This is a genomic window from Clostridium novyi NT (assembly GCF_000014125.1).
Taxonomy (GTDB): domain Bacteria; phylum Bacillota; class Clostridia; order Clostridiales; family Clostridiaceae; genus Clostridium_H; species Clostridium_H novyi.
This window is the reverse complement of record NC_008593.1, coordinates 1,438,220-1,464,284: the sequence shown is the minus strand read 5'-3', so window position 1 is coordinate 1,464,284 and position 26,065 is coordinate 1,438,220. Positions and strand designations below refer to the sequence as shown.

Here is a 26,065-nt window from a genome sequence, read left to right as displayed (position 1 = left end):
AAGTTTTAATGAGTGGAATAACACATGATTATATAACTAAATATATTAGAAGCTTAATTAAAGAAGACAATGATATTCTAAAAGAACTTCAAGAGTTTGCAATAAATGAAAAGGTTCCAATAGTTCAAGAAGAAGTTGCAAATTTTCTAAAGTTCATGATTATGTCAAATAGACCTAAAAAGATATTAGAACTTGGAACAGCTATAGGTTATTCATCAATCCTTATGAATATAGCATCTGGTGGTCAATGTGAAATCACAACTATTGAGAGAGACGAAAATATGATAAACATTGCTAAAGATAATATAAAAAAGTATGGATTTGATAAAAAAATAAATATATTGCAAGGAGATTGTTTAGAAATTCTTCCTACAATAAATGAAGAGTTTGATATGATATTTATGGATGCAGGAAAAGGTCATTATAATCACTTCTTACCTCATTGCATGAGAATGCTTAAAAAAGATGGTATGATAATTGCCGACAATGTATTATTTAGAGGTATGGTAGCTACTAATGAGTTAGTAAAAAGAAGAAAGATAACTATTGTTAAAAGAATGAGAAGTTATTTAGAAATGGTATCAAATGATAAAGATTTAATAACTTCAGTAATACCTATGGGAGATGGTATTGCAATAACTACAAGGAGGAATATTAATGAATAAACCAGAAATATTGGCTCCTGCTGGAAATCTAGAAAAGTTAATAACTGCTATTGATTTTGGAGCAGATGCTATTTATTTAGGAGGAAGCAAACTAAATTTAAGAGCTTTAGCAGATAATTTTGATACAGAAGATTTAAAAAAAGGCTTAAAATATGCTCACGATAGAAATAAAAAAGTATACGTTACATTAAATGTATTTCCACACAATGAAGATTTAAATGGACTTGAAGAGTATCTAGTGGAATTATACGAACTTGGAGTAGATGCAATAATTGTTTCTGACCCAGGAATAATAATGACTGCAAGAGAAGTTGTACCAAACTTAGAACTTCATTTAAGCACTCAAGCAAATAGTGTTAATTATAAAACAGCAAATTTTTGGCACAAAAACGGTGTTAAGAGAATAGTTTTAGCAAGAGAATTATCTATGGATGAAGTACATACAATAAGAGAAAATTTAGATGATGATTGTGATATAGAAGCATTTGTTCATGGAGCTATGTGTGTTTCATATTCTGGAAGATGCTTAATGTCTAACTATATGACAGGTAGAGATTCGAATAGAGGTGCTTGTGCTCAACCTTGCAGATATAAATATAGCTTAATGGAAGAAAAAAGACCGGGTGAGTATTTCCCAGTGCTAGAAGATGACAGAGGTACATATATTTTCAACTCTAAAGATATGTGTATGATAGAACATGTACCTGAGCTTGTAAAATGCGGCATAAACTCATTTAAAATAGAAGGTAGAATGAAAAGCACATTTTATGTAGCATCAGTAGTAAAAGCTTACAGAGAAGCTGTGGATGCATATTTTGAAGATCCTGAAAACTATAAAATGAATCCAAAGTGGATGGAATATGTAATGAAGCCTAGTCACAGACAATATTGTACAGGATTTTATTTAGGAGAACCTAATAAACAAATATATGATACTTCTTCTTACATTAGAGATTATGACATCATAGGAGTAGTTAAGGAGTACAATAAGGAAACTAAACGTGCAAAGATACAACAAAAAAATAGAATTTTCAGTGGAGAAAGTGTAGAAGTTCTAAGACCACAAGGAGACGAATTTGAAGTTGTGTTAACAAATATGATAGATGAGAAAAATGGAAAATCCATTGAAGCTGCACGTAATGCTGAAATGATTTTTACGGCTGAAACTAATTTAGAATTAAAAGAAAAAGATATACTTATAAAGGTTAAGGAGAAGTAAGAGATGATGAGACCTATATTAATTGGAATTACAGGGGGCACTGGTTCTGGAAAAAGTACAGTAGCTAATGAAATTTATGAAAGTTTTAAAGATGATTGTATTGCTATAATAGAGCAAGATTCTTATTATAAAGATCAAAGTCATTTAACATTTGAAGATAGAATAAAGACTAATTATGACCATCCTAATGCTTTTGATACTGAACTTCTAGTAGAACATTTAAAAGAATTATCAAAGGGCAATACTATAAATAAGCCTATATATGATTTTAAAGAACATACTAGAAAAAAAGAAGTAGTAGAAGTAAAAGCAAAAGATATCATAATAGTAGAAGGAATAATGATTCTTCAAGATGTAGAACTTAGAAATTTATTAGACATAAAAATATATGTTGATACTGATGATGATGTTAGAATTATAAGAAGAATACTAAGAGACATTAAAGAAAGAGGAAGAACTATAGATTCTGTAGTAGATCAATACTTAGGAGTAGTAAAGCCTATGCACAGTCAATTTATAGAACCTACAAAAAAGTATGCTGATATAATAATACCAGAAGGTGGACAAAATAAAGTTGCAATAGATATTATGGTTTCTAAAATAAAACAAATTTTATCTGAAAATAAATAATAGTTTTGATGAATAGAACACTTCCATTTAGGTCAGAATTTACCTAAAAGGAAGTGTTTTTGTGAATAATATTGAAAATAAGAAACGTTACTATATAATATGCATGATTTTTGTTTATATATTTTTCATCCTTGCCTTTAGGATAGTTGGATTTAATTATTTTAAAGGAAAGGATCTTGCTACAGTTGCAGAAAATCAATATCAATATAAAGAAAAGAAAAATGAATTGAATTATCTACTATTAGATTACAAGGGAAGAGATTTGTTAAAGTATAAATATGAGTATTTTGTTGTTATAGATCCATATACATATCTTACAAATAATAATTATGCTAAAAAAGAGGATATGGAGGTTATTAAAATTTTACTTAAAAATTACAATAAAAATTACGATATAAATACTAAAATTAATACAAATAGTGCATCTAAAATAACATGGAATATAGACGAAATTACTTATAATAACCTAAAGAAAATAAAAGGCGTAAATGGAATTTATGCATATAAATATTCTCTTGTAGATAGGGATAACTCATATTGGAGTGTAGAAAATTTAATTACTAATACCATTAGAAATGTCAATGGTGAACCAGAGGAAAAATCTGAAGACTCTATTGAAATGAAGTTAGCAAATAAGACAAAAAATAATGAATATATATATAATGTTTTTGAAAAAGATGTCAATGGAAGAATAAATAATGAATTTAATACTGTTCCTAAAAAAAATATAAATGTTAAACTTACTTTAGATAAAACTATTCAAGAAAATATAAAAAATATATTAAATCAAAAAAAGTATAGTAGTTATGAGCAAATAGGTGTAATTTTAATGGAAAGTGATACAGGAAATATAAAAGCTATGGTACAGAAGGATGATAGTAAACCCAATATAAACATAGGTGCAAGTACTCAAAATGGATTTTTTGCAGGTTCTATATTAAAAGCCATAGTAGAAGAAGCTGGCATAAAAAATAATAAAATATCTTTAAATAAAGTATACAAACATAGAAATTTTCAAGGGTTATTTGAAGAACATGAAGATCACAAGGATAAAACAATTGAAGAAGCGTTTATAAAATCATCTAATAATATATTTGTTCAAATAGGGATGAATGTGGGTATTAAAGATTTTGATATGCTTTGCATGAACCAAGGGCTTTATGATAAAGTTTTAGGCTTTGATCATGAAGAGAAGGGAAACTTAGAAATGAATAAAAATACAACTCCAGATGATAGTGGGGACAGTCTTCAAGCCTATATAGGACAAAAAACTAGGATTACTCCTATTGAGGCAATTAGTATACCTACAACTATAATTAATAATGGAGTTTATGTTAAACCCAAATTGATAGATTCTTATGTTGATAAAGATAACAATGTTATAGAAAAGTGTGATACAGATAAAAAGAAAACAATAACCAGTTTGAATTCTAATATATTAAAAAATCAAATGATAAAAGTTGTAAGAGAAGGAACAGGAAAAAATGCATATATACCCAATATTGAAGTTGGAGGAAAAACAGGAACATCAAATAGAGTAGAAAGTATTAATTTAAAAAATAATTCTAAGGAAGTAAAAGAGTATTGCGATGGATGGTTTACAGGATTTTTTAAAGTAAAAGATAGATATTATTCAATGGTTGTATTTGTTCAAAACATAGGAAAAGACGTGAATGCATCAGGGTCAGCAGTTCCTATTTTCAAAAAAATAGTTACTGAAAATTATAATTATTTAAATAAATTTTAGGTGTACATGCAAATTTTAATATCTAAATCATATTATAGTAATAAGCATTGCTAGGAGGATATTCCTGTGTTCTTAATAAATTATTTACTTAATATGATTGATGGTATGACGTTTTTAACAGCTTATGTTAGTAACGGAACATCATTTCCACAACCTTTAAATGAGAAGGAAGAAAAATATTACTTACAACAATTTAAACAAGGGGACGCTTTAGCTAAAGGAATTTTAATAGAGCGAAATCTTAGACTAGTTGCACATATTGTTAAAAAATATTCTTATCCTAATAAGGATGTTGACGATTTAATTTCAATAGGAACTGTAGGGCTTATAAAGGCTATAGATTCTTTTGATGTTGACAAGGGAACAAGACTTGCAACTTATGCAGCTAGATGTATTGAAAATGAGATACTTATGCTTATTAGAAATAGTAAAAAAATCAAAAGTGAAGTGTATCTTCAAGATCCTATAGGGGTTGATAAAGAAGGAAACGAAATTTCACTTATGGACATTTTAAGTAGTGATGAAGATTCGGTTATTGAAGTAGTTGAAAATAGGATGGAAGTTAGAAAACTTTATGATAAAATTGAAAAATGTTTAACTGAAAGAGAAAAGATAATAATAAAAATGAGATATGGATTAGTTGATGGAAAATCAAAAACACAAAGGGAAATAGCAAGTCTTCTTAATATATCAAGATCATATGTATCTAGAATAGAAAAACGAGCGTTAAAAAAGATATATAAAGAATTTAACACTAGTAAGGATGTATAAAATAAGTAATTTTTATTATAAAAGTCTGATGTTAAATATCGGACTTTAATTTTTTATAATTATACAGTAAAATTATTATTAGGATGAAGAAGTTTAAGGGGGGCATAGTTATGATATTATTAAATGAATTATTAAAGAAAACTGTAGAAGAGAAAGCTTCTGATTTACATTTAACCGTTGGAATTTCTCCGGTTTTAAGGGTTAATGGAGACCTTGTAAGGGTTGGAGAAGAAAAGCTTACGGCTAGTGATACAAAAAAATATGCCAAAGAAATATTAGGTAATAAGTTTGATGAGTATGATAGTGTTGGAGAAATAGATACATCAATATCTCTTCCAAGTGTTGGGAGATTTAGGGTTAATATATATAAACAAAGAGGAAGTCATGCTTTAGCTATAAGAGCCGTTGCATTAAAAATACCAACTATTAGTCAATTAAAGTTACCACCTATAATAAAAGAGCTTAGTAATAAACATAGAGGATTAATTTTAGTTACTGGACCTACAGGAAGTGGAAAAAGTACTACTCTTGCATCAATTATAAATGAAATAAATACAACTAGATCAGCACATGTTATTACACTAGAAGATCCTATAGAATTTTTACATAAACATAATAAGTCTATTATAAATCAGAGAGAAGTTGGAAGTGATACTCCTTCTTATACCCATGCCCTTAGAGCGGCACTTAGAGAGGATCCTGATGTTATACTAGTGGGAGAGATGAGAGATCTTGAGACTATAGCAACAGCTATAACTGCTGCTGAAACAGGTCACTTAGTATTGTCTACATTACATACTATAGGTGCTGCCAAGACAATAGATAGAATAATAGATGTATTTCCTCCACACCAACAACAACAAATAAAAATACAACTTTCCAATGTACTTCAAGGGGTTATTTCTCAACAATTAATACCAAGATATGACGAAAAAGGACAAGTAGCTTCTTTTGAAATAATGGTGTTGAATTCAGCAATACAAAATTTAATTAGGGAAGGAAAAACTCATCAAATACAGTCTTTAATTCAAACAGGAAGTAAGTATGGAATGAAAACTATGGATATGAGTATAGTGGAGTTATATAGAAATAAAATGATTTCTTATGAAAATGCACTTACATATTCTGTTGATAAAAGTATGGTAAAAAGAATGATAGATATGTAAAATTATGTTTAAAAATGGAAGTTTAATGTTATACAAAAAATGTAGTATAAAAATAAAAATTATGATAAAATATTATTTAGGATAATAATAAATTTGGAAACTAATTGAAGAATATCAAATTTATTTATGATTTTATAAAACGATTTTAGACATATATAAATATATTAAAAAATTAGCTTATAATAAAGGAAAAAAATTGTTTATGTTGAATATATAGATTAAAGAGGCTTCTATAAGGGAGGGAAATCCAGAGATGCACGAATATATAGTAGGACTTGATATAGGATCATCAAATGTATATGGTGCTGTTGGTAAAGTTGTTAGTAATGGAGAAATCCGTATAGTTGGAATTACTTCTGTAAGATGTAAAGGATTGAAAAAATCTGTAGTAGTAGACATAGATAGTACCTCTCAATCTATAAAGGAGTGTATTGCTAATCTAGAGAGAATGGTAGATATAAAAATCTCAGAGGTCTATGTAACATTACCTGCAGGAGTAAATGAATTAATATGGAATAAAGGAATAGTAGCTGTAGCATCAGATGATAAAGATATAACAGAAAATGATGTTATGAGAGTTATTGAAGCTGCTAAAATAGTATCTATTCCTTCAGATAAAGAAATTATTGGCGTTGTACCACAACAATACATAGTAGATGGATATGATAATATAATTGAACCTATAGGAATGAGTGGTATAAGATTAGAGGTTGATGCTCAAGTTGTTACAGCTCAAAGTACTGTTATAAATAACCTGAGAAAAAGTATAAACAAAGCAGGAGTTGGAATTTTAGGTGAAGTTCTCCAACAACAAGCCATTTCTCACGCTGTTTCTAAAAAAGAAGAAACAGAAATGGGAATAGCATTTGTTGATGTGGGTGCACAAACTACTGATATTTCTATTTATAAAAAGGGAAATCTTTGTTATACTAAAATGGTACCTCTAGGAGGAGATAACATAACAAATGATATAGCTATTTGCTTAAAATTACCATTTTACGAAGCAGAAAAAATTAAGGTTAAATATGGTGATTTAAGTTATAATAATAACGAGAATAATATTAAAATTAATATTAATGCGGGATATGATAATTCTAAAGAAATAGATAAAGAATTTTTAAATAAAATAATAGAAGCTAGATCAGAAGAAATATTGTATTATGTTAGAGAAGAATTACAACAAAGTAAATACTATGATGATATATCAAGCATAGTTATTGTCGGAGGTGGATTAGCACTATTCAAAAATATAAACAATTTTGCTGAAGATATTTTACATAAGTCTACTAGAATTGGTTCTCCAATGTATACAGGAGCCACAAGTCCGATATATGCTACGGTTGTTGGAGTTATCAAGGATGTAATAAGCACGCTGAAAATAGACAAAAATATTGAAAAAGTTGAAAGTAACATTAGTAATAGTTTAAGAAAAGAAAATAATATAAAGAAAAAAAGTGGAGAAAATTTTGTATCAAAAATAAGAGAATTTTTTACTGAGTTTTTTTAGCAAGGAGGTAATATTGTGCTAGATTTTGATGTTGATGTTCAACAATTTGCTCAAATTAAGGTAATAGGATGCGGTGGCGGAGGTAACAACGCTGTTAATAGAATGATAATTGAAGGTCTTAAAAACGTGGAGTTTATAGGAATAAATACGGACAAGCAAGCTCTTGCTGTTTCTCAGGCTTCACAAAAGATTCAAATAGGAGACAAGCTTACTAAAGGGTTAGGTGCAGGTGCTAATCCTGAAATAGGAAGAAAAGCTGCAGAAGAAAGTAAGGATGAAATTTCACAAGCCATAAAGGGAGCTGATATGGTATTTATCACTGCTGGAATGGGTGGTGGAACTGGAACAGGTGCTGCACCTGTTGTAGCTGAAATCGCAAAATCAATGGGAATATTAACTGTAGGTGTTGTAACTAAACCTTTCCCATTTGAAGGAAGAAAAAGAATGCTTCATGCGGAAAAAGGTATTAAAGACTTAAAACAAACAGTTGATACTTTAGTTACTATTCCAAATGAAAGATTATTATCTATGGTTGACAAAAAGACTTCTTTAGTAGAAGCTTTTAAATTTGCAGATGATGTTTTAAAACAAGGTGTACAAGGTATATCAGATTTGATAACAATACCTGGACTTGTTAACCTAGACTTTGCCGATGTAAGAACAATTATGTTAGATAAAGGTCTTGCTCATATGGGTGTTGGTAAAGGAACAGGAGATACAAGAGCACAAGAAGCTGCAAAACAAGCAATTTCAAGTCCATTATTAGAAACATCTATTATGGGTGCTACTGGAGTACTATTAAATGTAACTGGTGGCGGAGATTTAGGATTACTTGAAATAAACGAGGCAGCAGAAATAGTTCAAGAAGCTGCTGATCCAGATGCAAATATTATATTTGGTGCTGTAATTGATGAAAATTTAAAAGATGAAATAAGAATTACTGTTATAGCTACAGGATTTGAAGAAAAAGCTGCAGCAGAACAAGAAGAAAAAACAATAATTTCAACACCAAAACAAGAAGAAACTTATTCTCATAACTATAATAATGGATATAGGGAAAGAGAGAGAGAAAGAGAACAAGTTCCTGTTTATGAAGAAACAGCAGCTACTCGTGAAAGAGAAAGAGAGCGAGAAAGAGACAGAGAATTTGATCAAAATGATTTAGAAGTTCCAGCATTTTTGAGAAGATATAATAGATAGTTATAAAATACTTACTGAATATTTCAGTAGGTATTTTTTTTATGCAAAAAACAATATGTAAAATAATGTAAAAACAAAAACAGAAATCTTTTTTATGAAATGACAAAATTTTGAAATAAGTAGTTATATAATATGTGTTAGGAGGGGGAAGGAAGTGATATTATATTTAGATGTATTTATAATTGAAAACTTCATAGTGAATTTATTTTTACTTTATATTACAACTCAAACACTTAGAATTAAGGAAAATATAATATATATAATCTTAGCATCAATTTTAGGCACAACTTATGCATTCATTATGGTTTATACTAAATTTTTGTATTTTTTTAATATACCATTAAAGATTATTGTTGCTATTTTTATGACACTAATAGTGTTTAGAAAAAAAGATTTAACTTTAATAATTAAATCAACTTTAATTTTCATATTTTATTCTATGCTATTGGCGGGTATATGTATTTTTTTAGAAATAAATATTAAGCATAGTATTTATAATAAATTAGGTATATTTTCTTATAAATATTTAATTTTAGCAATTATGATTATTTATATAGTCATACATAGACTTATTAATTATATAAGGGATAGAAATGAGTGTAATAGTTTTATATATGAAGTTGACATAGTTATGGATGATTACATTCAAAATGTAAAGGCTTTTTTAGATACTGGTAATGAACTTAGAGAGCCTGCTACAAATTTGCCAGTTATGATAGTAGAAAAGGAATGTTTAAGAGACTTAAAGATGAATGAAAATGAAAAGTTTATTATACCATATAGGGTTGTAAGTGGGTTTACGGGTGAACTTTATGGATTTAAACCTAAATATATTAATATTCATAAAAAAGATAAAATTGAAAAGAGAGAAGTTATTATTGCACTTTGTAATAATGGATTAAGTGAATTAAATGAGTATAATGCTTTGCTATCTAGAGGAATTATTTAAGGAGGGGTAAATCTTTGTTAAATTTAGAAGTGCTTTTAAACAAGATATTATCAAACTTTAAGTTTTTTATTAAAAGGGTCTATTTTATTGGGGGAAATGATGCGCTTCCACCTCCATTATCTAAAGAAGAAGAAGAAAATTTGGTTAATAAAATTAGAGCTGGGGATGATAGTGTTAGAACTATTTTAATTGAAAGAAACCTTAGACTTGTAGTTTATATAGCTAGAAAGTTTGAAAATTCAGGTATCCTTGTGGAGGATTTAATATCAGTTGGAACCATTGGACTTATTAAAGCTGTAAATACATTTGATCCAGAGAAAAAGATTAAACTTGCAACTTATGCATCAAGATGTATTGAAAATGAAATACTTATGTATCTTAGAAGAAACAATAAAGTTAAAGCAGAAATATCGTTTTATGAACCATTAAATACTGATTGGGATGGTAATAAATTGTTGCTATCAGATATTTTAGGAACAGAAAATGATATGGTTTATAACTTAATTGAAGATGAAGTTGATAAACAACTTTTATTTATTGCTATGAGAAAATTAAGTGATAGAGAAAAAGAAATAATAAAATTAAGATTTGGTCTTACTGGAAAAGGAGAAAAGACTCAAAAGCAAGTTGCAGACTTGCTTGGCATTTCTCAGTCATATATTTCAAGGCTTGAAAAAAGAATTATAAAAAGATTAAAAAAAGAAATTAGTAAAATGGTGTGATTGTCCTTAGTATAAAAAAATGTTCCTGAGGAAATACTTTTAATGCGACTACTTTGAAGGAGCTGATTACATTATGATAAATAAAGTGGAGATATGTGGGGTAAATACTTCAAAATTGCCTGTATTAAAAGAAAAGGAAATGAAGGAACTATTATTAAAGATGAAGGATGGTGACAACCTTTCAAGAGAAAAATTTGTAAGAGGAAATTTAAGACTAGTATTAAGTGTAATTCAGAGATTTAATAATAGAGGAGAAAATGTAGATGATTTATTTCAAGTAGGATGTATTGGACTTATTAAAGCAATTGATAATTTTGATTTAAGTCAAAATGTAAAATTTTCAACTTATGCTGTGCCTATGATAATAGGAGAGATTAGAAGATATTTAAGAGACAATAATTCTATTAGAGTAAGTAGATCATTAAGAGATATAGCTTATAAAGCACTACAAGTTAGAGATAAGATTATAAAGAAGGAAAATAAAGATCCTAATGTTTCGCGAATAGCAAAAGAATTAGATTTACCAAGGGAAGAAGTTGTATTTGCATTAGATGCAATTCAAGATCCAGTATCATTATTTGAACCTATATATCATGATGGTGGAGATGCCCTTTATGTTATGGATCAGATAAGTGACAGTAAAAATGTTGACGAGAGCTGGATAGAAAACATATCTATTAAAGAAGCTATGAAGCGATTAAATGAAAGAGAAAAGATGATACTTAATATGAGATTTTTCCAAGGACGTACTCAAATGGAAGTGGCAGATGAAATAGGAATTTCACAAGCACAAGTATCAAGGCTTGAAAAAACAGCATTAAAACATATGAGAAAGTATGTATAACAATTAAATAAAAAACTCCTAAATCAAAATGAATTTAGGAGTTTTTTATTGTAATCTATAAGTTTTTCTTATTAGCAATTCCCGTAACCATCAGTGCTATGGCACCATCACCGGTTACATTACAAGCGGTACCAAAGCTATCTTGAAGCGCAAATATTGTTAGGATAAGAGCAGTTCCAGAATCCGTAAATCCTAGTATACTTATTATAAGTCCTAAGGATGCCATAACTGTGCCACCAGGTACACCAGGTGCTCCTATTGCAAATATTCCAAGTAGTAGTATGAAAAGTATCATTGTAGAAACACTTGGAAGTGAACCATACAATATTTTTGACACTGTCATTACAAAGAATACTTCTGTTAAAACAGAACCACAAAGGTGTATATTTGCACATAGTGGAATAACAAAATCTACTATATCCTGTCTAAGAGAAGATGATTTTCTAGCACATTTTAATGCTACTGGTAGTGTTGCAGCACTAGACATAGTTCCTACAGCAGTTAAATAGGCAGAACCATAATTTTTAATAACAGTTAAAGGATTTTTCTTAGAAATAGCACCACCAATAGAGTATAAAAGAGCTAACCATATAAAGTGAGCAATAAGAACTATTACAATTACTTTTAAAAATACAGGAGCCTGTTTTGTAATAGAACCTTCGTAACTTAATGAAGCAAATGTAGTAGCTATAAATAATGGTAGAATAGGGATTATAACTCTATTTACTATGCTCAATATAATATCTTGAAATTGTTCTAATAGTTTTTCAATTAAATCTGATTTTGTCCATGCAGTTGCAAGTCCTAAAAGTAAGGATAAGGCAAGAGCACTCATAACTGTCATAACAGGAGGAATATCTAATTTAAATAAAAGCTTAGGAAGCTCTTTAAGATCTTCAGTTTGTGAAGCTATAGAAAGTTTAGGTATAAGTTTATAACCTAAAAATGAAGAGAAAAATGCAGCTCCTACAGAAGATAAATAAGCTATGAAAATAGTTATTCCTAAAAGTTTACTTGCATTATTCTTTAATTTTGCAATAGAGGGAGTAATAAATCCTAGTATAATTAATGGGACTGCAAAAAATATAATTTGCCCTAATACATATTTTATAGTTATAATAACTCCCATTACATTCTCAGGGGATTTTAGTCCTATAAGAATACCTAAAAATACCCCTAGTACAAGTTTGAATATAAGATTGTTAAAAAGTTTTTTCATAGTAATCTCTCCTAAATAAAATTCTCCTTACCATATTATTATATAAAAAATAAAAACTTCAGCCTCAATACAGGGAGAAGTTTTTTATTTTTATAATAAAGGAGTATAAAATACTTCATTGTATATGATAATTTAATATATTTATTTGTGTCAATAAAAAGTTTTAAACAATTTATGATTTTTTATTTATAAGAAAAGTGAAATATTTTATGTGCAAAATCATTGCCTGGTTTTCCTATAAAATTATCGTACATTTTAATTATTGCAGTATTTTCATGAGACTTTCTTTTTGGTAGATTAAGGTCTTGGTTGTAAAGTACAGATGAACGTAGTTTTTTGTAATCCACAAGTTCTCTAGTAGTAGAATTTACATGAGGATGTCCACCTCCATTAATGCATCCTCCTTCACAAGACATTACCTCTATAAAATGATATTGTTTTTTTCTCATCATGTCAGAGTTTATAAATTTAAATACATTGGAGGAACCATTTATTACTGCTAAGTTATATTCTTTGTTGTTTATAGTTACTGTAGTTTCCTTGATTCCTTTAAAACCACGAACTTCTTTGTAGTCTATGTTATCTAGCGATTTATTTTCTAAAAGTTCTTTTGCTGTTCTAAGAGCAGCTTCCATAACTCCACCTGTAGCCCCGAATATAGCTCCAGCTCCAGAGTATTCTCCCATGGCTGGATCTTGAACTCCATTCTCTAAATTTGGAAAATCTATTTTTTTATCTTTTATTATTTTAATAAGTTCTCTTGCTGTTAATACAGCATCTATACTATCAACACCATTTACAGCCATTTCATCCCTTTGTGCCTCAAATTTTTTTGCAGTGCAAGGCATTATGGTTACAGTAAATACATCTTTAGGATCTAGATTCATAAGATGTGGATAGTAGGTTTTACTAGCTGCACCAAAAATCTGTTGAGGGGATTTTGTTGATGATAAATTAGGTAACAATTCTTTAAAATAATTTTCGGCTTGTCTTACCCATGCAGAACAACAAGAGGTAAACATAGGATAGGGACCATTATTTTTTATTCTCTCAACTAACTCCTCAGCCTCTTCAACTATTGTTAAGTCAGCTCCAAAATTCAAATCAAATATCTTATCAAATCCTAATTTTCTTAAAGCAGTATATAATTTATAAGTTACGTCAGTACCATAGCTCATATTAAAAGCTTCTCCAATTGAAGCTCTAACAGAAGGAGCAATTGCAACTATAACGTGTTTTTTAGGATTGTTAATTGCATCTAAAACTCTATCTATATGTGGAGTTTCAGAAAGTGCAGCCACTGGACATATATTTACACATTGACCACATAGTAAACAGTTAGTTTCATCTAAAGATTTGTCATCTGTAGTTTTTACTTTAAAAGAACCATTTATCATTTTTAAAAGGATAGCTTGTGTATTTGTTTTGTTTTTGCAAGTAACAGCACATCGTCCGCATTTAATACATTTATGTCTATCTATAATAATAGATTTACTTCTAGTATCAACATAGTTTTCTTCTTCATAATTATTCATGTTATAAATAGTTTTTGGACCAACTTTATATTTTTTTACTATATTTAAAAGTTCACAATCAAATTTCCTAGAACATTTAAAGCATTTAAATTCATGTTCGCTTAAAATTTCTGAAATTCTATTTTTTATAGAAGAATTTACAGTTTCAGAACATGTACTAATTTTCATGCCGTTTTTGGGGCGAGTGCAACAAGCCCTTTTGATTTCCGTTTTATTATCAAATGTAATTTCTACTTGACATAGATTGCATTTTCCTATATTTAATGGATCTTTAATATAACATAAAGTAGGAATAAATATATTATGCTGTTTTGCTATATCTAATATTGTTAAATTATCTTTTGTTTCTATCTCGTTATTGTCTATAGTTATTGTAATTTTACTCATGGTGATCTCTCCTGTTTAAGCACAAAGTTATATTTAAGTATAAAGTTCATTTTAAAATACTATTAGTTAATAATAATTACTATTTAAGTATAGATATTCACAATGTTAAAGTCAAGGGTTACCTTATGACTTGTTAAAATTTAAATTATTAAACTTACAATGTCTATAAATCTTAATGCAAACATATAATTAGATAAAAACATTTGGAGGAGGAAAAGAAAGATGGACTTTTATTCTATAAATAATCTAAAGATTATGGAAGTTATAGATGTTAATACAGGGTGTAAACTAGGATATATAAAAGACCTAGTTGTTGATTGTGATGATTGTAAGATAATATCATTAATAATACCAAAAGAAAAGGATTCTTTTTTTGGGAAAGATGAAAACATAGAAATAAAATGGGAAGATATAGTGAAGATAGGTGTAGATGTTATATTGGTAAGTATATCTGAAAATGATATTTTAGATAATAAATAGTAGTAATATATATTAAAAAATAGTATAATGTAAATTGAAATATTATATAAAGGGCGTGATTGCTTGAAATGTCCATATTGTGGTTTTGAGGAAAGTAAGGTTGTAGATTCTAGATCAACAGAAGACCATAAAGCCATTAGGAGGAGAAGGGAATGCTTAAAATGTAATAGACGATATACCACCTATGAAAAAATTGAGGATATACCTGTCTTAGTTATAAAAAGAGATTCTAATAGGGAATATTTTGATAAAACAAAAATAATAAATGGATTGGTGAAAGCTTGTCAAAAGAGACCAATTTCACGAGTTCAAATAGATTCTATAGCAGATGAAATAGAAAAGAAAATGAATAATGATATGTTAACTGAAGTTAAATCAGAATACATAGGTGAGCTTATAATGGAAAAGTTAAAGGAAATTGATGAGGTTTCATATGTGAGATTTGCATCTGTATATAGACAATTTAAAGATATAAATACCTTTATAGAGGAAATTACTAATCTTATGTCAGATAAACATATAGGTAAAATAAAAAAATAACTACAAAATGTGTTCTTTATAAAAGAAGTAAAACTGTGTACTATTAATAATTTTGTACACAGTTTTTTGATTTGAAAAGTTAATATATATTTTGAGGATGTGATAAAATGGAAAAATTTAAATTAGTTAAAGTTGATGATTTTAATTTTTTAAGTTTTGATGATGATAAAGTAGGAATTTATTTTTCTACAGCGGATGAAAATTTAGATTTTAATAAAAATACAGAAGAGGGACTTTTGAATTTACAAAATCTAAAAGAATGGTTTAATGTAAAAGAGGTAGGATATTTAAACCAAACACATAGCGATAAAATCTTTGATTATGATGGTATAAATCACGATGGAGATGCCATAATTACAAATAAAAAACAAGTTCTTATAGGGGTATTTACGGCAGATTGTGTTCCTGTCATTATATATGATAGAAAAAAAATTGTTGTGGCAGCTGTACACAGTGGATGGAAAGGTACTATAAATTGTATAGTAGCTAAAACTATAGATAGGTTAATTAAAGATTATAATAGTGAAATAAAAGATATTAAGGTTTATATAGGACCTCACAACATGAAGTGTTGTTATGAAGTAAGTGAAGAACTTATAGAAACTTTTAAAAATAAGGACATATATAAAGATACATATATAAATGATGGAAGAAATCTAAGTCTTAAGCAATGTATAATAAAGCAGTTAAATGATAAGGGAATTTGTGATGATCAAATTAATAAATTAAATATGTGCACATACTGTTCAAAAGAATATAGTTTTCACTCTTATAGAAAGTCTAAAGAAAAAAGTGGTAGAATATTTTCCTTTATATTTATTAAGTAGTTTTAGGAGAAATAAACTTCCTCATAAACCACAAAGAACTCAAAGCTTGACGTAATAATTAAATTAATGATAATATGATTTAATGAACTGATAAAAGAGGAGTCTTTGGAGGGAAAAATGCAAAACGAAATTTCAAAAGTACTAGCTGATAGTATTGCCGAAGAAGTAGAAATAGAAGTTGGCGATAAATTATTAAGCATCAATGGTACTAAAGTTAAAGATATAATTGATTATAAGTATTTAATAGTAGATGATTACGTTGTTATAGAAATAGAAAAAAGTTACGGAGAAATTTGGGAAATAGAAATAGAAAAAGATTTTGGGGAAGATATAGGATTAGAATTTAGAGATCCTATGCTAGATAGACCTAAAAACTGTCATAATAAATGTATATTTTGCTTTATAGATCAGCTTCCAAAAGGTATGAGAGATACATTGTATTTTAAAGATGATGATTCTAGATTATCTTTTCTGCAAGGTAACTTTATTACCATGACAAATATGACTGAAGATGATATAGACAGAATTATAAGATATAGAATAAGTCCAATAAATATTTCAGTTCACACAACTAATCCTGAACTTAGATGTAAAATGATGAATAATAGATTTGCAGGAACTATATACGATAGACTTAAAAGAATTACTGATGCTAAAATAGATGTAAATTGTCAAATCGTTTTATGTCCAGGTTATAATGATAAAGAAGAGCTAAAAAGAACAATATTAGATTTATATAAATTGTATCCTTACATAAATAATTTAGCCGTTGTTCCAATTGGAGTGACTAAATTTAGAAAACAAAATGGTTTAGTGGAATTAGAACTATTTAATGAAAAAACTGCCTCAGAAGAAATTGATAGAGTTGCAAAACTTCAAGATAAGTTTATAAAAGAAGTTGGAGAACCTTTTGTAAGATTATCTGATGAGTTTTATGTAATAGCAAAAAGAGATGTTCCAGAAAATGAATTTTATAATGGATTCCAACAACTAGAAGATGGAGTTGGAATGATAAGAAACTTTAGAGAAAACATACAAGATTCATTACATAATGTAGATAAAAGTATAAATTGTAGTTTCACAATGGTTACAGGAACTTCTGCATACGAAGAAATAAAAAATGCTGCTGATAAAATTATGCAGCAAAATTCTAACATAAAAATTGAGGTAAAAAAAATAATAAATAACTTCTTCGGAGAAACTATAACAGTAGCTGGACTATTAACAGGTCAAGATATTATAGAACAATTATCTCAAGGTGAAATTGGCAAGTACATAATAATGTCAGATAATATGTTCAAAAAAGGATATGAATTAGGGGATTATACAGAACTAATCATGTTAGATGATATAAAAATCTGTGATATAGAAGAAAGATTAAACAGAAAAGTTATAGTTTGCGACTACACAGGAGAGGATTTAATACAATTAATAAACAAATATGGGCAGGAGGAATAAAAATGGGTAAACCAATAGTTGCAATAGTAGGAAGACCTAATGTTGGAAAATCTACTTTATTTAATAAATTAGCAGGAAAGAGAATAGCCATAGTAGATGATATGCCAGGTGTTACAAGAGATAGAATATACGCTGAAGCAGAATGGTTAAACAATAACTTTACAATAATAGATACTGGTGGAATTGAACCAGAAAATGACGATATAATTGTAGCTCAAATGAGAAGACAGGCTCAATTAGCTATAGAAATGGCAGATGTTGTACTATTTATAGTTGATGGTAAGCAAGGATTAACAGATGCGGATAGAGAAGTTGCTCATATGCTAAGAAAAGCAAGTAAGTCAATAGTTTTAGCTGTAAATAAAATAGATAGAAGACAATTAGATGATAATATATATGAGTTTTATAATTTAGGACTTGGGGATCCTATGCCAATTTCAGCATCACAAGGATTAGGACTTGGAGATCTTTTAGATGAAGTTATAGAAAAGTTCCCAGAAGGTAATGTTGAAGAAGAGGAAGACGAATATATAAGAATTGCCATGATAGGAAGACCTAATGTTGGAAAATCATCATTGATTAACAAAATATTAGGAGAAGAAAAACACATAGTAAGTAATATACCAGGAACTACAAGAGATGCTGTAGATAGCTATGTAGAAACAGAAGAAGGAAAATTTGTTTTAATAGATACAGCAGGACTTAGAAGAAAGAGCAAAATAAAAGAACAAGTTGAAAGATATAGTGCAGTTAGAACACTAGCTTCTATAGAAAATGCAGATGTTTGTATACTTATGATAGACGCAACAGAAGACATTGCAGAACAAGATGAAAGAATAATAGGATATGCACATGAAATTAACAAAGCAATCCTAGTTATTGTAAATAAATGGGATTTAATTGAAAAAGATGATAAGACTATGAAAAACTTCAAAGACAAGTTAAGAACAAAATTATCATTCTTACCTTACGCATCATTCTTATTTATTTCTGCAAAGACAGGTCAAAGGGTTCACAAAGTATTAGGAATGGCAAAAGAATGTTATGGCAACTACTGTAAGCGTATAAAAACAGGAATATTAAATGATATTATAAATAAAGCTGTTCTTATGAAAGAACCTCCAGTAATGGGAACAAGAAGATTAAAAATTTACTATGTAACTCAAATAGGAACTAAACCACCTACATTTGTTTTCTTTGTAAATGATCCTGAACTTTTACACTTCTCTTATAGAAGATACTTAGAAAATAAACTAAGAGAAAGTTTTGATTTTAGTGGAACTGGAATCAAGCTAGAGTTTAGAGAAAGAAAAGAATAATAAATTTTAAAACAATATGCAAATTTATATGATGATAGATGAGTCAACTTAATTTATTTTAAGTTGGCTTTTTATTTTTTGTAATATTTTAAAGGATTAATTAATATATTTATTATTAAAATTAAGACAGATTTATAAAATAATTTATTTTATAAAAATTTAATGAAGATTATTAAAGATTTTATAATATTTATACTTATTTTAAATATATATATTATATAAAAGGAAGTATTGGGAGGGGTAAAGTTGGAAGATTTTAACATATACAAAGATATTGCAGATAGAACTCAAGGGGACATATATGTAGGGGTAGTTGGACCTGTTAGAACCGGAAAATCTACATTTATAAAAAGATTTATGGAACTTATGGTTATACCTAACATAGAAAATACTTATAAAAAACAAAGGGCACAAGATGAACTTCCACAAAGTGCATCTGGTAAATCTATTCATACCACAGAACCTAAATTTGTACCTAATGAAGCTATAGAAATTGCTTTAAATGAAGAAACAAAATTTAAGGTTCGTATGGTAGATTGTGTTGGTTATATTGTAAAGGCTGCTCTTGGATATAATGAAGGAGAAACGCCTAAAATGGTAATGACTCCTTGGTATGATTATGAAATTCCTTTTGAAGAAGCAGCGGAGATTGGAACAAAAAAAGTAATTAATGAACATTCTACAATTGGACTTTTAGTTACTACAGATGGAAGCATAACAGATATTGATAGAGAAGATTATGTTGAAGCTGAAGAAAGAGTAGTAAATGAATTAAAATCTATTAATAAGCCATTTATAATAATATTAAATTCTAAAAATGCTAACAGTAAAGAAACTAAGGAACTAGGAAAATCACTAGAAGAAAAATACAATGTTCCTGTACAAATTATGGATATAGCTAATATGCAACAAGAAGATATAACAAATATATTCCAAAGAATATTAAAAGAATTCCCTATAAAAGAAATAAATATTGATATGCCAGAGTGGATTGAAAAATTAGATGTTAATCATTGGTTGAAAGAAGACTTCATATCTTTAATTAAAGATATGTGCCAAAAGGTTTATAAAGTGAGGGATATAAAAGAATTCGCAAATAAATTTGATGAAATAGAGTTTTTAGAGAATTCAAAGCTTAAAGAAATAAATATGGGTGAAGGAAATGCAAGAATACAATTAAATCCAAGACACGAATTATTCTATAAAGTATTAAGTGAAGTTTGTAGTCAAAATATAAGTGGAGAAAATGAACTTTTAAATATAATGAAAGAATTAAGTAAAGCAAAAGTTGAATATGATAAAGTAGCTAGTGCTTTAATTGATGTTAAAGAAAAAGGATATGGACTTGTATCTCCAGAACTTAGTGAAATGACTTTAGAAGAACCGGAAATAGTAAAACAAGGTACTAGGTATGGAGTTAAGTTAAAGGCTAGTGCACCATCATTACATCTAATTAGAGCTGATATTGAAACTGAAATATCTCCTATAATAGGAACGGAAAGAGAAAGCGAAGAGCTTGTAACATCTCTTTTAGAACAATTTGAAAGTGATAGATCAAAGATATGGGAAAGCAATATGTTTGGTAAGTCACTAGAAGTTATGGTTAAAGATGGACTGCAAAATAAGTTATACAAGATGCCTGAAGATGTTCAAATAAAAATGAGAAAGACTTTAGAGAAAATCATAAATGAGGGCAATGGAGGACTAATCTGTATAATATTATAAAAATATAATAAGATAATAAAAAACTAGGATGGAAAATCCTAGTTTTTTATTATATAAAAACACGAACTATAATAAAAAAAATAAAATTAATTTTCATAACGGGTTGACATATATAAGGGTATATAGTAAAATTATATTGAAATTAAAAATAAAACAGAATATTAATCACGTACTCATATAAGCCCAGAAATAAGGTCGGGCGTTTCTACCAAATACCGTAAATATTTGACTATGAGTAGTCTAGTGTAAATTATATAATAAACCACTTAGATTGCTTATAGCCTAAGTGGTTTATTCTGTATTTACACAGGAGGACAAAATATGGACAAGTTTTTTAAACTCAAAGAAAGTGGCACAGATTTAAAAACAGAAATAACAGCAGGAATTACTACCTTTTTGGCAATGGCGTATATTATAGCTGTAAATCCTAATATTTTAGGAAGTACAGGAATGCCAAGAGGAGCTATATTAACTGCCACTTGTTTAACAGCAGGAATTACTACAATATTCATGGGACTTTATGCAAACTTACCTTTTGCATTAGCATCAGGAATGGGACTCAATGCTTTCTTTGCATTTAGTGTAGTTAAAATTATGGGAGTAGATTGGAAAATTGCATTAACAGCTGTTTTTGTAGAAGGTATTATATTTATTATTTTATCATTGACTAATGTGAGAGAAGCTGTTGTAAATTCTATTCCAAATACATTAAAATTGGCAGTTACAGGCGGTATAGGAATGTTTATAGCGTTTATTGGATTTGCTAATGCTGGTATAGTAGTAAAAAGTCCTGAAACATTTGTTAAGATAGGTAACTTTACTACTCCAACTGTAATAGTGGCATGTATAGGTATTGTAGTTATAGTAATCTTATCAAAGAAAAATGTTCGTGGAGCGTTACTATGGGGTATAGTAGTAAGTACATTAATTGCATGGGCATATGCATTAGTTAATACAAAGGTTGCGGCAGAACAATACAATATATTTTTACCAAATGGTATTTTTAGATATGAATCAATTAAACCAATAGCATTTAAATTAGATTTTTCATATATAACAGATAGCAGTAAGATTTTATCGTTTTTAACAATAGTATTTACATTCTTATTTGTAGATTTCTTTGATACAGTTGGAACACTTGTTGGTGTTGCATCTAAAGTAGGTATGATTGATGAAAAAGGAAGAGTTAAAAATGCTGGAAAAGCATTGCTTATAGATTCTATTGGTACAACAGTTGGAGCTGTTATGGGAACTTCAACAGTTACTACATATGTAGAAAGTTCAGCAGGAGTTGCTGAAGGGGGAAGAACAGGACTTACATCAGTTGTAACAGGAATATTATTTTTAATATCTATGTTTTTAGCACCATTATTTATAGCTATACCAGCATGTGCTACAGCACCAGCGCTTATAATTGTGGGATTCTTTATGATAGAAAATGTAGTTAAAATAAACTTTTCAGATTTTATAGAAGGAGTACCAGCATTTTTAACAATTGCACTAATGCCTTTAACTTATAGTATTGGTGATGGATTAACATTGGGAATATTATCTTATGCAGTATTAAATTTAATAAATAACTTATTAACAACTGATAAAAATAAAAAGAAGAAAGTTTCATATATAATATATATTCTTGCAATATTGTTTATAATAAAATTAGTTGCAGTAGGAATTAGGAATAAATAGTTAAATTAAAAATCGTATAAAAATTAGCTTTTAATAAAAATTAGACTAACCTTAAAGTTAGTCTAATTTTTATATTATAAATAGTAATTTATTAATGTATTTTATTATAGTAGAAAATATGATATTATAGTAAATATGCATTTTTAGTTAATTTAAACTTGAAATTTCAATAATGGTTTATGTATAATGAATATGAACTTATTATGTGCTGCGGAAGGATGGTAAAAATGTTAAAAAGCATGACGGGCTTTGGAAGGGGAACGACAAAAGAAGGAAGTAGTCGCAGTTTTACTATTGAAATTAAAAGTGTAAACCATAGATATTTTGATTTGAACTTAAAAATGCCTAGAAACTTATTATCGTTAGAAAGTAAAATAAGAGAGTGTTTAAAAGAAAAAATCAATAGAGGAAAAATTGATGTTTTTATAACTCAAAATGTATATTCTAATGATGATATGGAAGTAAAATTCAATGAACAATTGGCAGATAGTTACGTTAATTGTTTAAAAGAAATTAAAGAAAGATATGAAACTAAAGATGATATTTCAGTATCGCTTATTTCTAAATTTCCAGATGTTATATCTGTAGAAAAAAAAGAAGAAGATTCAGATGAAATCTGGAGTTACATGAGAGAACCTCTAAATGAAGCTATAGAATCATTAGTTAGCATGAGAGAAAAAGAGGGTAAGAAATTAAAAGATGATGTTACAAATAAATGTAACATTATACAAGAATTATTAAAGGATATTGAAAAAAGAGCTCCTTTAGTAGTAAAAGATTATAAAGAAAGATTAAACGATAAGATTAATGAACTTTTAGAAAATAGTGATATAGATGAATCTAGAATAGCAATGGAAGTAGCTATATTTGCAGATAAGGCCGCTATAGATGAAGAGGTTGTAAGACTTAACAGTCATATAATTCAATTAAAAGATACATTAGAAAAAAGTGAACCAGTGGGAAGAAAACTTGATTTCATAATTCAAGAAATGAATAGGGAAACCAATACTATTTCTTCAAAAGCTAATGATTTACAAATTGTAAATTTAACTATAAATATGAAGAATTACATAGAAAAAATCAGGGAACAAATACAAAATATAGAATAAATTTTGGGAGGACTAATATGAGTATTAAGTTAATTAACATTGGATTTGGAAACATAGTTTCTGCTAATAGACTTGTGGCTATTGTAAGCCCTGAATCAGCTCCTATTAAAAGAATTATACAGGAAGCAAGAGACAGAGGTATGCTTATAGATGCTACATATGGTAGAAGAACTAGAGCTGTTATAATAACAGATAGTGATCATGTAATATTATCAGCTGTTCAGCCGGAAACAGTTGCACACAGACTATCTTCTAAAGATGAAGTTAATATTGATGAGGTAGATGAATAATGAATCAATCGGAAAAAGACAATCAGGGGCTTTTACTAGTAATATCAGGACCATCAGGGGCAGGTAAAGGTACCATTTGTAAAGAACTAATGAAGAATGGAGATTTTTGGTTATCAGTTTCAGCAACAACTAGATCTCCAAGAAAAGGTGAAGTAGATGGTCAAAATTACTATTTTTTAACTAAAGAAAATTTTGTAGATAGAATAGAACAAAAAGATTTTCTTGAATATGCAGAAGTATACGGAAACTATTATGGTACTCCAAAATCAAATGTATTAGAAAAACTTAAAAATGGGAAAGATGTTATATTAGAGATAGATATTCAAGGTGCTTTAAAAGTAAAAGAAAACTATCCTAAAGGAATTTTTATTTTTATATTACCTCCTTCTATGGAAGAACTAAAAAATAGAATAATAAAAAGAGGTAGTGAAACAGAGGAATCATTAATGACTAGATTCAAATCTGCCTATAAGGAAATTAATTATGTTTCAAAGTATAATTATGCTGTTATTAATGATGAAGTAGATAAAGCGGTTGAAAAAATAAAAAGCATAATAATAGCCGAAAAGTGTAGTGTAGATAGAATAGAACAAAATATTTTTTCTAAGGAGGGTTTAATCCATGAACAATTATATGATTAATCCATCAATTGTAGATTTATTAACTAAAGTTGACAACAGATACTCACTAGTTACTGTAACATCTAGAAGAGCAAGACAAATAATAGATGGAGATGAAGCTTTAGTAAATGTAGAAGATGCATATAAACCACTTACAACAGCAATACATGAAGTAAATGCTGGAAAAGTTTCTTATGAGTCTTTAGTGGAGGGAATAAAATAGAATGGATAAAAAGAAAACTGTAGTAGTTGGGGTAACTGGCGGCATTGCAGTTTACAAAGCTTTAGACGTAATCAGTAGATTAAGAAAAGCTGATGTAAATGTACATGTTATAATGACAGAGCATGCTACAAAATTCGTAAATCCACTATCATTTCAATCCTTAAGTCAAAATATGGTTACTGTAGATATGTTTGCAGAACCTAAAGCATGGGAAATACAACATATATCATTAGCTAAAAAAGCAGATTTAATGTTAATAGTACCTGCTACAGTAAATATACTAGGAAAAGTTGCAAATGGTATAGCAGATGATATGTTATCAACTACTATTATGGCAACAAAAGCTCCTGTTGTATTTGCTCCAGCAGCTAATACAAATATGTTTTTAAACCCTATAGTACAAGGAAACATAAGAAAATTAAAAGAATATGGATATAAATTTATAGAACCTGCATCAGGTAGACTTGCTTGCGGAGATGTAGGCGCAGGAAAACTTGAGGATACAGAAATAATAAGTGAAATAACACTAAGTATGCTTTATGATAAAAAAGATTTAGAAGGCAAAAAAGTATTAGTAACAGCAGGACCTACTATAGCTCCTATAGATCCAGTTAGATATATAACAAATAGATCTAGTGGTAAAATGGGATATGCTATAGCAGAAGAAGCAAGAGATAGGGGTGCTGAGGTTATTTTAGTTTCAGGACCTACAAGTATAAAGAAGCCTTTTGGAATTAAAGTTATAGATGTAAAAACTAATGCTGAAATGTTAAAAGCTGTAGAGAATAACTTTGAAAATTCTGATATAGTTATTAAATCAGCAGCAGTAGCTGATTACAAACCTAAGACTTATTCTGAAAAGAAAATAAAAAAAGGTGACGAAGAATTGTCACTTGAGTTACAAAAGGATACTGATATATTAAAGAAATTAGGATCTATAAAGAAAAATCAAGTATTAGTAGGCTTTGCAGCTGAAAGTAATGATTTAATTGAAAATGCTACATCAAAGCTACATAAGAAAAATTTAGATTATATAGTAGCAAATAATATAGTTTCTAATGATACTGGATTTGCATCAGAAGATAACAAAGTAACTATATTATGTTCAGATGGTAGAAAAATACCTCTACCTAAAATGAGCAAAAAACAAGTTGCTAGAGAATTGTTTGATTTAATTAATGAAAAGCGCTAATGCGCTTTTTTCTTGTAATTATAGAATTTAAT

25 protein-coding genes and 1 riboswitch are annotated in these 26,065 nt (G+C 28.4%); of the genes, 23 read left to right on the top strand and 2 right to left on the bottom strand.

Annotation, left to right across the window (positions count from 1 at the left end; genetic code table 11):
• Window positions 1–8: 8 nt before the first annotated feature.
• The 11 genes from NT01CX_RS06880 to sigG all read left to right on the top strand — a co-directional run bounded on the left by NT01CX_RS06880 (window position 9) and on the right by sigG (window position 11,420).
• Window positions 9–665, top strand: a complete 657-nt coding sequence (locus tag NT01CX_RS06880; protein WP_011722340.1) for an O-methyltransferase — start codon at window positions 9–11, stop codon at window positions 663–665.
• Window positions 658–1,884 carry a peptidase U32 family protein gene (locus NT01CX_RS06875; RefSeq protein ID WP_011722339.1) on the top strand — a complete coding sequence of 409 codons (1,227 nt, stop codon included), beginning with the start codon at window positions 658–660 and terminating at the stop codon, window positions 1,882–1,884. Before NT01CX_RS06880 ends, NT01CX_RS06875 begins: the two co-directional genes overlap by 8 nt.
• 3 nt (window positions 1,885–1,887) lie before the next feature.
• Window positions 1,888–2,514: a uridine kinase gene (gene udk, locus NT01CX_RS06870; protein WP_011722338.1), complete on the top strand. Its 627-nt coding sequence runs from the start codon at window positions 1,888–1,890 to the stop codon at window positions 2,512–2,514.
• A 61-nt stretch (window positions 2,515–2,575) separates the two neighbouring features.
• Complete coding sequence (locus NT01CX_RS06865; protein WP_011722337.1) at window positions 2,576–4,261, top strand: penicillin-binding transpeptidase domain-containing protein; 1,686 nt, start codon at window positions 2,576–2,578, stop codon at window positions 4,259–4,261.
• Window positions 4,262–4,327: 66 nt separating this feature from the next.
• Window positions 4,328–5,032, top strand: coding sequence for an RNA polymerase sporulation sigma factor SigK (gene sigK / locus NT01CX_RS06860; RefSeq protein WP_039238515.1), 705 nt, complete (start codon window positions 4,328–4,330; stop codon window positions 5,030–5,032).
• A gap of 110 nt (window positions 5,033–5,142) precedes the next feature.
• Window positions 5,143–6,198: a type IV pilus twitching motility protein PilT gene (locus NT01CX_RS06855; protein WP_011722335.1), complete on the top strand. Its 1,056-nt coding sequence runs from the start codon at window positions 5,143–5,145 to the stop codon at window positions 6,196–6,198.
• A 253-nt stretch (window positions 6,199–6,451) separates the two neighbouring features.
• Window positions 6,452–7,705, top strand: coding sequence for a cell division protein FtsA (gene ftsA, locus NT01CX_RS06850; protein ID WP_011722334.1), 1,254 nt, complete (start codon window positions 6,452–6,454; stop codon window positions 7,703–7,705).
• Between the two features lie 15 nt (window positions 7,706–7,720).
• Entirely contained in the window at window positions 7,721–8,905 is a 1,185-nt protein-coding gene (gene ftsZ / locus NT01CX_RS06845; protein ID WP_011722333.1) for a cell division protein FtsZ, read from the top strand.
• A 154-nt stretch (window positions 8,906–9,059) separates the two neighbouring features.
• The gene (gene spoIIGA, locus NT01CX_RS06840; protein WP_011722332.1) at window positions 9,060–9,854 is read left to right on the top strand and encodes a sigma-E processing peptidase SpoIIGA; all 795 of its coding nucleotides are present in this window, start codon (window positions 9,060–9,062) and stop codon (window positions 9,852–9,854) included.
• A gap of 14 nt (window positions 9,855–9,868) precedes the next feature.
• Window positions 9,869–10,576 (top strand): RNA polymerase sporulation sigma factor SigE, encoded by a 708-nt coding sequence (gene sigE, locus NT01CX_RS06835; RefSeq protein ID WP_011722331.1) that lies wholly within the window; start codon window positions 9,869–9,871, stop codon window positions 10,574–10,576.
• 70 nt (window positions 10,577–10,646) lie between these two features.
• On the top strand, window positions 10,647–11,420 hold the full coding sequence (sigG, locus tag NT01CX_RS06830) for an RNA polymerase sporulation sigma factor SigG (protein WP_039225337.1): 774 nt from the start codon (window positions 10,647–10,649) through the stop codon (window positions 11,418–11,420).
• A 55-nt stretch (window positions 11,421–11,475) separates the two neighbouring features.
• Here the strand turns inward: sigG and NT01CX_RS06825 are convergent, their stop codons facing one another.
• A complete protein-coding gene (locus NT01CX_RS06825) occupies window positions 11,476–12,639 on the bottom strand; it encodes a dicarboxylate/amino acid:cation symporter (RefSeq protein WP_011722329.1) in 1,164 nt (387 codons plus the stop codon).
• Window positions 12,640–12,821: 182 nt separating this feature from the next.
• On the bottom strand, window positions 12,822–14,561 hold the full coding sequence (locus NT01CX_RS06820) for a ferredoxin hydrogenase (RefSeq protein WP_011722328.1): 1,740 nt from the start codon (window positions 14,559–14,561) through the stop codon (window positions 12,822–12,824).
• 222 nt (window positions 14,562–14,783) lie between these two features.
• On the opposite strand from NT01CX_RS06820, the gene NT01CX_RS06815 reads away from it, so the two are divergent.
• From NT01CX_RS06815 to coaBC, 12 genes are all read left to right on the top strand, one after another.
• On the top strand, window positions 14,784–15,041 hold the full coding sequence (locus NT01CX_RS06815) for a YlmC/YmxH family sporulation protein (protein ID WP_011722327.1): 258 nt from the start codon (window positions 14,784–14,786) through the stop codon (window positions 15,039–15,041).
• A 63-nt stretch (window positions 15,042–15,104) separates the two neighbouring features.
• Window positions 15,105–15,581, top strand: a complete 477-nt coding sequence (nrdR, locus tag NT01CX_RS06810) for a transcriptional regulator NrdR (RefSeq protein ID WP_011722326.1) — start codon at window positions 15,105–15,107, stop codon at window positions 15,579–15,581.
• A 107-nt stretch (window positions 15,582–15,688) separates the two neighbouring features.
• The gene (gene pgeF, locus NT01CX_RS06805; protein WP_011722325.1) at window positions 15,689–16,408 is read left to right on the top strand and encodes a peptidoglycan editing factor PgeF; all 720 of its coding nucleotides are present in this window, start codon (window positions 15,689–15,691) and stop codon (window positions 16,406–16,408) included.
• Between the two features lie 117 nt (window positions 16,409–16,525).
• Entirely contained in the window at window positions 16,526–17,866 is a 1,341-nt protein-coding gene (locus NT01CX_RS06800; protein WP_011722324.1) for a DUF512 domain-containing protein, read from the top strand.
• A gap of 2 nt (window positions 17,867–17,868) precedes the next feature.
• Window positions 17,869–19,185 carry a ribosome biogenesis GTPase Der gene (gene der, locus NT01CX_RS06795; protein WP_011722323.1) on the top strand — a complete coding sequence of 439 codons (1,317 nt, stop codon included), beginning with the start codon at window positions 17,869–17,871 and terminating at the stop codon, window positions 19,183–19,185.
• 246 nt (window positions 19,186–19,431) lie between these two features.
• A complete protein-coding gene (spoIVA, locus tag NT01CX_RS06790) occupies window positions 19,432–20,910 on the top strand; it encodes a stage IV sporulation protein A (protein ID WP_011722322.1) in 1,479 nt (492 codons plus the stop codon).
• Window positions 20,911–21,063: 153 nt separating this feature from the next.
• Window positions 21,064–21,162: riboswitch (purine riboswitch) on the top strand.
• A gap of 69 nt (window positions 21,163–21,231) precedes the next feature.
• Window positions 21,232–22,599, top strand: a complete 1,368-nt coding sequence (locus tag NT01CX_RS06785) for an NCS2 family permease (RefSeq protein WP_011722321.1) — start codon at window positions 21,232–21,234, stop codon at window positions 22,597–22,599.
• Between the two features lie 227 nt (window positions 22,600–22,826).
• On the top strand, window positions 22,827–23,708 hold the full coding sequence (locus tag NT01CX_RS06780; RefSeq protein WP_011722320.1) for a YicC/YloC family endoribonuclease: 882 nt from the start codon (window positions 22,827–22,829) through the stop codon (window positions 23,706–23,708).
• A 17-nt stretch (window positions 23,709–23,725) separates the two neighbouring features.
• Window positions 23,726–23,998: an extracellular matrix/biofilm regulator RemA gene (gene remA / locus NT01CX_RS06775; RefSeq protein WP_003366139.1), complete on the top strand. Its 273-nt coding sequence runs from the start codon at window positions 23,726–23,728 to the stop codon at window positions 23,996–23,998.
• Window positions 23,998–24,639, top strand: coding sequence for a guanylate kinase (gmk, locus tag NT01CX_RS06770; RefSeq protein ID WP_011722319.1), 642 nt, complete (start codon window positions 23,998–24,000; stop codon window positions 24,637–24,639). Before remA ends, gmk begins: the two co-directional genes overlap by 1 nt.
• Window positions 24,620–24,841, top strand: a complete 222-nt coding sequence (rpoZ, locus tag NT01CX_RS06765) for a DNA-directed RNA polymerase subunit omega (RefSeq protein ID WP_011722318.1) — start codon at window positions 24,620–24,622, stop codon at window positions 24,839–24,841. The genes gmk and rpoZ overlap by 20 nt, the downstream gene beginning before the upstream one ends.
• 1 nt (window position 24,842) lies before the next feature.
• Window positions 24,843–26,033 carry a bifunctional phosphopantothenoylcysteine decarboxylase/phosphopantothenate--cysteine ligase CoaBC gene (gene coaBC / locus NT01CX_RS06760; protein ID WP_011722317.1) on the top strand — a complete coding sequence of 397 codons (1,191 nt, stop codon included), beginning with the start codon at window positions 24,843–24,845 and terminating at the stop codon, window positions 26,031–26,033.
• Window positions 26,034–26,065: the final 32 nt, after the last annotated feature.

Bases quoted from the DNA above. Each gene is read 5' to 3' on its own strand.
- NT01CX_RS06880 (WP_011722340.1), top strand. From the start codon at position 9: ATGAGTGGAATAACACATGATTATATAACTAAATATATTAGAAGCTTA.
- NT01CX_RS06875 (WP_011722339.1), top strand. From the start codon at position 658: ATGAATAAACCAGAAATATTGGCTCCTGCTGGAAATCTAGAAAAGTTA.
- udk (WP_011722338.1), top strand. From the start codon at position 1,888: ATGATGAGACCTATATTAATTGGAATTACAGGGGGCACTGGTTCTGGA.
- NT01CX_RS06855 (WP_011722335.1), top strand. From the start codon at position 5,143: ATGATATTATTAAATGAATTATTAAAGAAAACTGTAGAAGAGAAAGCT.
- ftsA (WP_011722334.1), top strand. From the start codon at position 6,452: ATGCACGAATATATAGTAGGACTTGATATAGGATCATCAAATGTATAT.
- NT01CX_RS06825 (WP_011722329.1), bottom strand. From the start codon at position 12,639: ATGAAAAAACTTTTTAACAATCTTATATTCAAACTTGTACTAGGGGTA.
- NT01CX_RS06820 (WP_011722328.1), bottom strand. From the start codon at position 14,561: ATGAGTAAAATTACAATAACTATAGACAATAACGAGATAGAAACAAAA.
- NT01CX_RS06815 (WP_011722327.1), top strand. From the start codon at position 14,784: ATGGACTTTTATTCTATAAATAATCTAAAGATTATGGAAGTTATAGAT.
- pgeF (WP_011722325.1), top strand. From the start codon at position 15,689: ATGGAAAAATTTAAATTAGTTAAAGTTGATGATTTTAATTTTTTAAGT.
- NT01CX_RS06800 (WP_011722324.1), top strand. From the start codon at position 16,526: ATGCAAAACGAAATTTCAAAAGTACTAGCTGATAGTATTGCCGAAGAA.
- der (WP_011722323.1), top strand. From the start codon at position 17,869: ATGGGTAAACCAATAGTTGCAATAGTAGGAAGACCTAATGTTGGAAAA.
- NT01CX_RS06785 (WP_011722321.1), top strand. From the start codon at position 21,232: ATGGACAAGTTTTTTAAACTCAAAGAAAGTGGCACAGATTTAAAAACA.
- NT01CX_RS06780 (WP_011722320.1), top strand. From the start codon at position 22,827: ATGTTAAAAAGCATGACGGGCTTTGGAAGGGGAACGACAAAAGAAGGA.
- remA (WP_003366139.1), top strand. From the start codon at position 23,726: ATGAGTATTAAGTTAATTAACATTGGATTTGGAAACATAGTTTCTGCT.
- gmk (WP_011722319.1), top strand. From the start codon at position 23,998: ATGAATCAATCGGAAAAAGACAATCAGGGGCTTTTACTAGTAATATCA.
- rpoZ (WP_011722318.1), top strand. From the start codon at position 24,620: ATGAACAATTATATGATTAATCCATCAATTGTAGATTTATTAACTAAA.
- coaBC (WP_011722317.1), top strand. From the start codon at position 24,843: ATGGATAAAAAGAAAACTGTAGTAGTTGGGGTAACTGGCGGCATTGCA.